The organism is Lacinutrix iliipiscaria (assembly GCF_042686125.1).
Taxonomy (GTDB): Bacteria; Bacteroidota; Bacteroidia; order Flavobacteriales; family Flavobacteriaceae; genus Oceanihabitans; species Oceanihabitans iliipiscarium.
Genome location: NZ_JBHUOV010000008.1, coordinates 68,378 through 80,012 on the forward strand (window position 1 = coordinate 68,378; position 11,635 = coordinate 80,012).

9 protein-coding genes are annotated in these 11,635 nt (G+C 32.2%); 4 read left to right on the forward strand and 5 right to left on the reverse strand.

Going from position 1 to position 11,635, the window contains the following annotated elements:
• Nucleotides 1-204: 204 nt before the first annotated feature.
• The 3 genes from ACFS5M_RS12165 to lipB are packed head-to-tail and all read left to right on the forward strand — an operon-like array spanning nt 205 to nt 1,982.
• The gene (locus tag ACFS5M_RS12165) at nt 205-363 is read left to right on the forward strand and encodes a YqaE/Pmp3 family membrane protein (protein ID WP_183490369.1); all 159 of its coding nucleotides are present in this window, start codon (nt 205-207) and stop codon (nt 361-363) included.
• Nucleotides 364-407: 44 nt separating this feature from the next.
• Nucleotides 408-1,262, forward strand: coding sequence for a hypothetical protein (locus tag ACFS5M_RS12170; protein WP_183490372.1), 855 nt, complete (start codon nt 408-410; stop codon nt 1,260-1,262).
• Nucleotides 1,263-1,265: 3 nt separating this feature from the next.
• Nucleotides 1,266-1,982, forward strand: coding sequence for a lipoyl(octanoyl) transferase LipB (gene lipB, locus ACFS5M_RS12175; RefSeq protein ID WP_183490375.1), 717 nt, complete (start codon nt 1,266-1,268; stop codon nt 1,980-1,982).
• Here the strand turns inward: lipB and ACFS5M_RS12180 are convergent.
• The 5 genes from ACFS5M_RS12180 to ACFS5M_RS12200 form a co-directional block, all read right to left on the reverse strand.
• Nucleotides 1,979-4,204, reverse strand: coding sequence for a M1 family metallopeptidase (locus tag ACFS5M_RS12180; RefSeq protein ID WP_183490378.1), 2,226 nt, complete (start codon nt 4,202-4,204; stop codon nt 1,979-1,981). The two genes, lipB and ACFS5M_RS12180, sit on opposite strands and share 4 nt — an antisense overlap.
• Before the next feature lie 85 nt (nt 4,205-4,289).
• Nucleotides 4,290-5,339 carry a nucleoid-associated protein gene (locus tag ACFS5M_RS12185; protein WP_183490381.1) on the reverse strand — a complete coding sequence of 350 codons (1,050 nt, stop codon included), beginning with the start codon at nt 5,337-5,339 and terminating at the stop codon, nt 4,290-4,292.
• A 103-nt stretch (nt 5,340-5,442) separates the two neighbouring features.
• Entirely contained in the window at nt 5,443-6,045 is a 603-nt protein-coding gene (locus ACFS5M_RS12190; RefSeq protein WP_183490384.1) for a hypothetical protein, read from the reverse strand.
• A 99-nt stretch (nt 6,046-6,144) separates the two neighbouring features.
• Complete coding sequence (locus ACFS5M_RS12195; RefSeq protein WP_183490387.1) at nt 6,145-8,577, reverse strand: ribonuclease HII; 2,433 nt, start codon at nt 8,575-8,577, stop codon at nt 6,145-6,147.
• 33 nt (nt 8,578-8,610) lie between these two features.
• Entirely contained in the window at nt 8,611-9,210 is a 600-nt protein-coding gene (locus ACFS5M_RS12200; RefSeq protein ID WP_183490390.1) for a ribonuclease HII, read from the reverse strand.
• 138 nt (nt 9,211-9,348) lie between these two features.
• Between ACFS5M_RS12200 and ACFS5M_RS12205 the strand changes: the two genes are divergently transcribed.
• On the forward strand, nt 9,349-11,316 hold the full coding sequence (locus ACFS5M_RS12205; RefSeq protein ID WP_183490393.1) for a putative porin: 1,968 nt from the start codon (nt 9,349-9,351) through the stop codon (nt 11,314-11,316).
• Nucleotides 11,317-11,635 lie beyond the last annotated feature (319 nt).

An 11,635-nucleotide genomic window follows, 5' to 3' on the forward strand; every position in this document is an offset into this window, starting at 1 on the left:
CAAGTAATTAGAAAAGGCGTTTTTTGGGCATTCTTTTTTTTGAAAAAAAAGCCGTGCTATACGTTATATCTTTTATTTGTCTGGCTAAGCGCAGTCTAAACCTGAGCGCCAAATAAAAGGATGCCACTGCTATCACTAATGCGAAGTGTAACAAACATAAAGACTTAACGTCTTATAAGTATCATCAATTAAAAATCAAATCAAATGAGTTTTTGGAGAGTCGTATTGGCTATTATTTGTCCACCTTTAGCTGTTTTAGATAAAGGTTGTGGATCTGTATTAATTACTTTTTTACTTTGGCTTTGTGGCTGGGTTCCAGGTGTTATTGCAGCACTTGTTATTTTAAATAATCCGGAACACTAAAAAAGCTTATATTTGTGTTCTAATTAATTCTTAACTATTATACAATGAAGAAGTTTTTGCTATTAATCGTATGTGCCCTAATATTTACCAGTTGTAATTTTACCGAAGAAATAACTTTTAAAGAAGATGGTTCTGGAGAATTCATAATGAGTTATGATCTCTCTGAAGCGATGAAAGTTATGAATGATATGGATAAAGATGAAGAAGAAGTAGAACCTGAAGAACAAGAAGGAGAAGCAGATAATCAAGAAAGTGAAGAAAGAAATAATCAGCCCAATAAAAGGCCTGGTATGAAAATGGACAGTACTATGTACTTTAAAGACATGTTAGTTGAAAAAGCAGATAGTATTTCTAATTTACCTCAAACAGAACAAGACCGTTTAAGATCTTTAAAGGATGTCGTTATTAAAATGAAAATGGATGAAGATGCTGGAATATTAAACTTTGGCGTAGGCTCTTCGTTTATAAATATTTCTGCTCTGCCACAAGCTTTAGAAAAAATAGAGCAAGCTAAAGAGATGAATTCTGGTAATAACAGAGAAATGTCTCAAATGGAAAATAGTGCTATCGCTAAAGCTTCTGAAAACATGTTCGAGTATATAGACTATAAATATAATGGTAAAACATTCTCTAGAATATTAAAAGACAACTACAAACAATCTGCAGAAGACGTTAAAGCTTTAAATGCTGAAATCAGTAGAATGGGAGAAAGTTCTGAAGAACAATTTAACGCCATGACCTATACGCTTGTGTATCATTTTCCAAGAGCTGTAAAATCAGTTTCTAACAATAACGCAACACTAAGCGACGATAAGAAAACAGTGACTTTAAAAATGAACTTTATAGACATGTTAAAGACACCAGCTATGATGGCTTTAGATGTTGTTTTAGAGAATTAACATTTGAATAAAACAGTCGAATTACAAGATTTAGGACTTAGAGATTATAAGGATACTTGGGATTATCAAGAGGCCTTATTTAAATCTATAGTTGATGCTAAAATAAAGAACAGAAGAGAGGCGCTTAACTTAGCGACGCACAACTATTTTTTATTCGTAGAGCATCCTCATGTATATACCTTAGGTAAAAGTGGAGACATGAGCAACTTGCTAGTTGATGAAACAGAACTTTCTAAAAAAGGAGCTACTTTTTATAAGGTAAATCGTGGTGGAGATATAACGTATCATGGTCCTGGTCAGATCGTTGGTTATCCTATTCTAGATCTTGATAACTTCTTTACTGATATTCATAAATACCTTCGCTTTCTTGAAGAAATGATTATCCTCACTTTAGCAGAGTATGGCTTAAAAGCAGAACGTAGTCCTGGAGAAACAGGTGTGTGGCTAGATGTAGGCACACCATTTGCTAGAAAGATTTGTGCCATGGGAGTTCGTGCTAGTCGCTGGGTCACTATGCATGGATTTGCACTCAATGTGAATGCAGATTTAGGCTATTTTGACCATATGATTCCTTGTGGAATTCGTGGTAAAGCTGTAACCTCACTTCATGTAGAACTCGGACAAAAAGAAGTGAATATAGAAGATGTAAAAGAAAAACTTCTAAAACATTTTACAATACTTTTTGAGGCTGGGATGACATTAAAAGAAAGCGTAAGCTAATCTGTTTTCTTGTTTTTAAATTCATCAAACTGTGATGAGGTTTCTGTCTTAGGAAATGTATTGTTTTTCATATCAACATCTGCAAATTCAAAATTAGGATCAAGGTTGACTTGCTTTACTTCCTTCGATTTGACAAATGTTTTTTTAATTTCATATTCATTTCTTCGCCAAGAGTCTGCAGGTAAACGATCAATTTCTGAGGTGCCATCTGTATATTGCCACTCAATGGTTACAGGCATAACAAGACCACCAACATTTTTTATAGTGAGTTCGTAAATATTTTTCCCTGAGAGCTGTTTGCGCACTTCAGGTTCGTCTAATCGCGATAAAAAACCACCATAAGCTTGCTCGTTTGTTGGTGTCATGGTTATCACTTCTGGACCTCCAGAAAAATCTTTAGCTTCAGTTTTAGTGCTTTCGCCATTGACTTGAATTTTTACTTTTTCTTGCTGGTCTTCTATGTTTAAATCTTCTTCATAGACTTTATACCACTTTACACTTGTTAGCTCCATATCTACATTATCAGTCGTAAAAAACCAACCTCTAAAAAACCAATCCAAATCTGTAGCAGTAGCATCTTCTAAAGTTCTGAAAAGATCAGAAGGGTTTGGGTGTTTATATTTCCAACGGTTTGCATATTCTTTAAAAGCTTGATCAAAAAGCTCTTTGCCAATAATAGAATGTCTTAACATTTGTAAACCAACTGTGGGTTTTTGATAAAAATTATTACCAAACTGAGTGAGTAGTTCGTTGTCAGAATTTGTCATTATTGGTCGCATAATGCTTTGGTCTCCACTCATAAATGGGACAATACTTTTAGGTGTTGTGCTATTAAAATGCGGATAGCGTTCTGCTACTGTACGTTGGTGTAAAAAAGTATTTAAACCTTCATCCATCCACATCCATTTGCGTTCATCAGAACTCACTATCATTGGAAACCAGTTGTGTCCAACTTCATGAATAATGGTGCCAATCATACCTTGTTTAGCGTTATCACTCATTTGCCCATTTCTAGGTCGTCCTCCATTAAAACTAATCATTGGAAACTCCATGCCAATATTAGATGTGTTTACTGAGATGGCTGCTGGATAAGGATATTCAAAAGTGGCTTCCGAATAAACCTCTAAGGCATGAACGACTGCTTTTGTAGATTCTTCCTGCCAAACAGGTAAGCCTTCTTTTGGAAAGAAAGACATGGCCATTGTTTGATGATCTGAGAATTGTACAGCTTGTGCATCCCAAATAAATTTTCTAGAGGAAGCAAACGCAAAATCACGAACATTTTTCGCTTTAAATTTCCATGTTTTTAATTTTGATGATTTGCTTTTTTCATTTTGAATAGCTTCTTCTGGCGTAATGATAAGTACAGGTTTGTCATAAGTTTGACGAGCAAGGTCAAGTCGTTTTCGTTGTGTAGAAGTGAGGACGTTCTCACTATTCTGTAATTCTCCTGTTGAAGCGACAATGTGGTCTTCAGGAACTTTAATTTCAACATCATAGTCGCCAAATTCTAAGGCAAATTCACCAAGTCTTTGAAACTGCTGATTTTGCCAACCTTCGGTGTCGTTATAAACAGCCATTCTTGGAAACCAATGAGCAATGAGGTAAACAGTGTTGTCATCTTCAGGAAAATATTCATAACCTTCTCTAGACAGTAAAAACATGCTACGATCTGTAATAGGATAGGACCAAGCCATTGAAAAAGTTAATGTCGAACCTGATTTTAAGGGTTGATCTAAAATAACTTTCATCATGGTATTGTTAACCAATGATTTCATGTTTTTCCCAGAAGCATCTTTAATGTATTTTATAGAATATCCAGCAGGAAAATCAATTGCTCGGGTTAAAAATTGCATTTGCCTTGCGCTTATTGAATCTCTTACGCCACCAAAAGCATCACCAAAATCTGGACTTTCTTTACGGTTTACATTTTGTTCTAACTGAATCCATAAATAACTTAAATCGTCGGGCGAATTATTATAATACGTAATGGTTTCTTCGCCAGAAAGGATATTGTTTTTTTCGTCTAATTCTGCTTTAATTTTGTAGTCTGCACGTTGTTGCCAATAGGCTTTGCTTGGCGCACCACTAGCTGTTCTGTAATAGCTAGGAGGTGTAATCATATTGTCGATAGGTTCAAATTTTCCTTGCCAAGGTTGGTTTTGAGCTTGACTTAAAGTGACAAATAAAAAAGCTAGAATTGAGAGAAGTAATGAGCGCATAATGGTTGTATTTATTTTTGATTGCGTTAGTGTAAGCAAGATAATAAATTATGCTAGGATATTATTAAAAATAAAAGTTAAAGGTTTAACCTTCAGCGTTAAAGAAGACTTTGTAATAATGCATTTTTTTCTCATCGTCATAACCACGTTCTAAATATTCGCTTGAAGCTTCAGGCGCATCAATATCGAGTTTGATTTGAATATTAGTATCGAGTTTAATTTCGGTTTTAATTTTTTTCTTTTCTTTTTTTACCACAGCTTCAGCGACATCAAATTGATTTCTAATTAAAAGGTCTTGCTCGCCTTCATAGGTTTTTTTGTAGTCTTCAAAAAGGGTTTTATGCTTGTCTTCTTCAAAAATTTCATCTGTAAACCGTTCAACATTTAGGATTTCATTTTCTTTAAAGTAGTCTATAGTTTTGGCTAAAAAAGTATTGCGTTCTTGTTCGCCATAGCTGGTTTTTATGATTTCATTAGAAAATTCTTGACACAATTCTAGATAGTTTTTAGTGTGTTGATTTGCATCATCTGCATATTTAATATTCAAAAAATGATGTGTCCAATATTGTGCATCATAATTATTGTTATCTGCACTTAAGATAATACGACCTTCAGTATCAGATTGATTTAAAACTAAGCAACCTTTGTCTATTTTTTTTGAATTGATTCCTTTTTGAACTAAGACATCATAACTGTCATTTTCTAAATAGGTTTGAAAGAAATTGACTTTATTTTCAATTTTAAAAACACCTAGAGCATTCGTGGTTATCTCATTGTATTCTATGCCTTCAAAGAGTACAACAAGAACATCTCCTGTTTTAATTTGGGCAGAATTTGATTGCTCAAATAAATGTTTCACAATGTGTTTTGATGTTTCAATAAAAGCATCCTCATCATTAAAAATAGTGTCTGAATAATTATTGATTTCATTTAAACGAACATCTGCATGATGGTTAAAACGATAGCTTTGAACAACACTGCCAAAAGGTTTTAATAAAAAAGGAAGCATCAGGTCATAACTTGCTTCATCAAAATCGACTGTTTTGTTAGAAAACGCGTTTTTAGTACTGTTGTGTTTGTTGCCAACTTTATGAATTATAAACTTAGAAATGGATGCGTTTTTACGTGAAATCATAATCAAAATATTGTGTTTGCAATACTAATCATTTCACTAGAAAAGACATAAAAAAAACCGAAGTTAATCGCTTCGGTTTTGGTTATTATCATGAGTTGTAGTATTAGTAAGCATAACCCGTTACAGTGTATTCAATAAAATTCATGTCGAAATCAAATTTTTCTACTGTAATTGTTACAGGTCCTGTGTAATCATCAATAGAAATTTCTTGGTATCTATAATCGTTTACTCCTGGTAAATCTCTAAAAGGTTGATCTATAGAATCTGCTATAATATTGTCTTCATCATCTGCGATATACAAATTCAAAGAATTATAATTGTTTGATGACACAACGTATATTGCTCCAGATGAAAAACAACTCAGCACATCAGGGCATGATTCGTCAGAAATTAATGCTACTGGGTTGCCACTTAAAAAAGTAAGTTCGCGTTCTTCAATTAAGAAATCTTTGTCGTCTAAAGCGTTGTCTAAGTTTTCTTGAGTTTCTGCATCACCAAGCATAGCATCAATAACGCTTTGTAGCGAATCGATTTCCGCTTGTACTAATTCTAATTCTGCAGTTAAATAAGCCGCAAACAAGTTGTTTTCACTAATATAATTTCTGCCAGTTAAAATACCATCATCGCTTCCACCTGTTGTGCTATCACTACTACAATTAAACATTAAAAATGAGATAAGTAGTAAAGTTAAATATTGAGCTTTCATAAAGTTATGAGTTTAATATAAATGTTTTTGAAGTCGTTAAAGTTAATATTTTAAAATTAAAAAGAAATAGTAAGCTGTGATCTATGAAAAAAATGACTGCTAATTGATTTCATAAATAATTATAGAATTGCTGTCTCCTTTTGTTACAAACTCTAGATTTCTATCCTTGTCCATATTATTTAACTCTATTGCAGAATTACCATACACAGGGAAGTTTGAAAGTTGTTTGGCATTGCTGTCAAATAAATAAATTTTCTGCGTTTGTAAATCGGTTACAGAAACATAAATCTTATCATTAATATAAAATAATTTAGGTCTGTCGTAATTGCCAAAATCTAATTCTAAAGTTTTACTTTTTATAGTGAGCTTGTTCTCAGATTGTGCAACTAAGGTTTTAGTAGTAGTAACTAATTCGTGGTCTTGTCCAAGATTAAGGTTTTGCACAGAACTTGTTCCATTAGTATTAAAACTGACTAATCGTCCGTCGTTAGTAGTGGTTGTAAAATTCCCTTTATAAAGGTATAAGGGTTGGTTTGAATAACTAAATTTTCCTTTTGGAGTAACTCTTGTTTTACCAACACGATTAAGAATATAAAGCGCATGGTCTGTTTTTATGGTAATATAATCTTTAGTGCCAATTCTGAAATGTTGAGGCGGATAATTAATTATATTTTCAGAACCATTAAACGTAAAGCCTTTTACAGTCTTTCCAAGAGCATCATATAGTAAAACGTTCTTGCCTTGAGTGACTAAGAGTCTGTATTTTTTGTTCTTGTCATAATCAAACACCGAAAGTGGTTGAGTAATCGCATCATTAAACTTTAACGGAAATGGCGCTACATCTTTTCCGTTTCTATCTAATATATATACATGGTTTTTAGTCGCAAATGCCAATTGAAGCCTGCCATTTTTGTACATGTCAATTTGTTGAATTTCACCCAATACAGCACCTTTAAGTTGCTTTTTCCAAAGGACTTTTCCGGTATTTGAAATAAGGTAGAGGTTGTTTTTTATGTCCTGTACTACAATTTCTTTTTGTTTAGTTACATGATTTGTTACTAGTTGCGGATTGCTAAGTAAATCTGTTTCTAACTTTATGGTGTACTGTTCTGTGACTGAGTTTTCACGAGCTTTATTTTTACTCTTTTTAATAACTGTATTGACATGTGCAAAATTGCTGTCATAAATAAATTGTAAAGCAGAGGCTTTGTAGCTATCGACTTTTAAATTTATGGGATTATTAAGGTTTTTATTTAGTATGTTTTTTAAAGTTGAAGGGTTTGCAACCACTAATAATGACGACTCATTGGTTAAATGCTCTTGAATATCCTTATAATATTGGCGTTCGCTAAATGTGGTTTTGTTTTGATAATTGGCAATAATGTTTTGAAGGGTTTCCTTGCTATTGGTAAACACAAAAAAATCATCAATAGAACTATAATAATTTGCGCTTTTAAAATGGATTAATGGCGAAAATGTATTACTAAATAATTCTGGCTGACTAAAGTTGTAGATGTTAATTTGCCTATAAATTTCGTCAACGTTTTGCTCATTTAAAAGCGCATCTTTTGTAGCAATAGCATCCAAGGAATGGAGAATTATGGCCTTGTTGTTGCCTTCATAAATAACACCCACTTCAATCACATCCTCAAAAAGAGAAGTGTCTGTAAAAATCGAATCATTAGTTTTTAATCCTCTTAATTGAGTTTCAAAACTCGAGAAATTATCAAAAGTAAAACTCATAAACCCATCAGCATTACTAGGCGTTATGTTTGCTAAAACATTGCCTTGAGGAATCGTATTCTTAAAAAGGTTTATCACCTTAGTGGAGTCTAATGCTTTGGTAATACCATTTAAAATTATAGCATCCTGATTAATGTCTGCATCTAAAAGGGTGTAGTTTGTGAAGCTATTAAAAGGAATAGAGTCATTTATAAACAAAGATTTTATGTTGTGAGTTTGGGTATTGTTGATTAAAACCGAAAAGGCCTTATTCTGATCTGCTGTCTTTAAAATGGTTTTAAGACCTTGGTCTTTATTTGTGTTTAAAAGTGACTCTTCTAAAAGGTGTTTACTAGATGAAGCAATAAATAAGCTATCTACAAAGGTATTGTAAGTAATCGCATCTTCAATTTGAGTTTTATGTATAGACTGGTTGTTAAACATATAGCTTTCAACAGTTATATTTGGTAACGAATCTACAGCAAACAGATCTGGCGTTTGTTTGGTAATTACGGAATATTGTAAGCGGTCTTCTTCATCATAATTTAAACAAATTAGAAGCGCGTTAGAAGTTTTTAAATGTTTAAGATTAGTGAGTTTTTTTGAAATTTCATTATAAGTTTCACCTTTCGCAATGTCCTCTAATAAATCGTTGTTGTTTAGGTTGCTTTTTAAACTCTCTAAATTATTAACTTGTATAAGTATTGATGTGTTTTCTGGAATATAATCAGTAGGATTGATATGCTTATTGTCAGTATTACAACTAAAAAGTACTATTGAAAGAAATAAAATGCTCCAAAAATTTTTCATTGATGAGGGAATAATTTGCACAAATATAAGAAGTTAAAGTTCTAATTTTAATTGTTCTGGTAATAGTCTGAAAGATTTCCTGTGATACTTCGTAATTCCGTATTTTTTGATGGCTTCACGATGCTCTATCGTAGGATAACCTTTATTCTGCTTCCAATTGTACATTGGATATTCGTTATGAATTTTGTTCATATAAATATCACGATGCGTTTTAGCTAAAACCGAAGCGGCAGCAATACTTAAAAATTGACCATCGCCTTTTACGATTGTTTCAAATGGAATGTTATGATAGGGTTTAAATTTATTACCATCTACGATAATATATTCAGGAACCTGTTGAAGCTTATCTATCGATTTATGCATCGCTAAAATTGAAGCATTAAGAATGTTAATACGATCAATAGTATCTTGAAATACATGAGCCACACCAAAAGTTATAGCTTCAGACTCAATAATAGGTTTTAATACCTCTCTTTTTTTTTCTGAAAGTTGCTTAGAATCATTTAAAATATGATTCGAAAAAGAAGTTGGTAAAATTACTGCAGCAGCAGTAACAGGGCCAGCCAAACAGCCTCTTCCAGCTTCATCTGTGCCACATTCAAATTTAAAATCAGAATAACTTAATTTCAGCATTTATAAAAATCTTAAGAAACTAGTTTCGTTATAAATTGTAATATTGCCTTGAATTAGATTCATGCCATAAAGATATTTTCTATTTTTGAAAAAAATAACAAATTACCTTTAGGCTGTTGCAAGGTCTAAAAAATAATTATGACGCAAAAAATTCTGATATTCTTTTTATTGTTAACTCCTTATTTTGGCTTTGCTCAAAAAACCGGAATTTCTAAAGGTGTAAAGTCTATAGAGACGAAGGTTAAGGTTAATGATTCAGTAAAAAAATCGACCGAAAGCACCAGCAACGAAAACATTAAGAATGAAGAGGCTAAAATAGAAGACTATTTAATTATAACGCATGAGCAAGATTCTGTGCATGTCGATACCAGCTTAACCATTAAAAAAGAATATAAGTTTAATTATTTGAGGCGTGACAATTTTGAATTACTGCCTTTTTCAAATGTCGGACAAACCTATAATTCTTTAGCCTATAATTTTGAAAGTACAGCGCTTATGCCAATTTTCGGAGCAAGAGCAAGACATTTTAATTATATGGAAATTGAAGACATACATTATTATAACGTGCCAACACCTTTTACCGAACTCTATTTTAAAACAGCATTTGAACAAGGCCAACAATTAGATGCTTTTTTTACCGTAAACACATCGCCTCAGTTAAATTTTTCAATAGCATATAAAGGTTTGCGGTCTTTAGGAAAATATCAACATATATTAACAAGTACAGGAAATTTTAGGTTCACAACTAGCTATAAAACTAAAAACAAACGCTATGTTGCAAATGCTCATATGGTTGCTCAAGATTTGTTGAATGAAGAAAATGGAGGCTTGCGTGACGATAATATTATTTACTTTGAATCTGGGAACCCAGAGTTTAAAGATAGAGGTGTGTTAGATGTAAATTTTGAAGATGCCGAAAGTATACTCAAAGGAAAACGCTTTCATTTAGACCATCATTATAATATAATTCAGCCAAAAGACTCTGTATCTCGAAATACATTAAGTATAGGTCATATTATTTCTTTTGAAGACAAATATTTTCAGTTTAATCAAGACAATGAATCTGAATATTTAGGCGCATCGTTTAGGTCTAGCGATTTAAGCAAACGTGTAACACTAGAAAATTTTTATAATCAACTACAATTACAATATCATAATACGATACTTGGTAAGCTTCAGTTTAATGTTAGTCATAATGATTATAACTATGGTTACGATAATGTGTTGGTCTTAAACGAAAATACGATTACCAATAGATTAAAAGGACAAGTGTTAGCTCTAGGAGGTGCTTATAAGAAGACTATAAATAAGTTTAAACTATCTGCAGAAATTGGCGCCAATTTATCAGGAGATTTTGATGGTAATTTTTTATCAGCAAAAGTAGCGTACCCAATAACTGAAGACGCTTTATTAAGTGCAAAAATTAATACCAACTCAAAAGCACCTAATTACAATTTTCAGCTTTATCAAAATGATTATGTAAATTATAATTGGAAAAATAACTTCAATAATACAAAGACCCAACAGATAGAGTTTCAGTTGCAATCTCATAAAATAGCAAATGTAACCTTAAGCTTCGCGTCTATAAATGATTACACTTATTTTAGTAAAGACATCATCGATGATGCTGTAAAACCATTTCAAAATAACAAAACCATCAATTATTTTAAACTAAAAGTAGATAAAGATATTAGGTTCAGAAACTTTGGCTTGCTTAATACTATATTATATCAAAATGTTAAAGATGATAACGAAGTGCTAAACGTCCCACAACTAGTCACTCGAAATACCTTATATTATTCTAACCATTTCTTTAAAAAAGCACTTGAAGTCGAAACAGGAATTACCTTTAGTTATTTTACTAAATATAATATGAATGCTTATGATGCTGTTCTCGCAGAGTTTTATACTCAAGATGATAACGAATATGGCGCATTTCCTAGATTCGATTTCTTTATTAATGCCAGAATCCGTCAAGCTAGAATATTTCTAAAAGCCGAACACTTTAATTCAGCATGGACAGGTTATAATTATTATTCAGCACCAAACTATCCTTATAGAGATTTCACAGTGCGTTTTGGTATTGTTTGGAATTTCTTCTTATAGTTTCCATTTTATATTAATATTAATGGCGTTCCCTTGATTTTCAAGGGCCAGGCTTTCCTCTCTATCTTTTTATTGGATTAATAAAAAGGATGCCGTATCAATCCTTAACGCGACAGTTTCGTTTTGTAAGTAATTGTAAATAAGGGTTTGGGGAGCGTTAAAAAAATAAATTTCAAAAAAGGTTAAAAAAGGCATTGTAGGATTAAAAAAGGGTTTTATATTTGCAGCCCGTTACGGATTAAAGTGATGGAAAAAAAGTTCTATAAGTTTTAGATTATGAGTTAGGGAAAAAATATTTTCAAATTTTTTATCAAAAGCA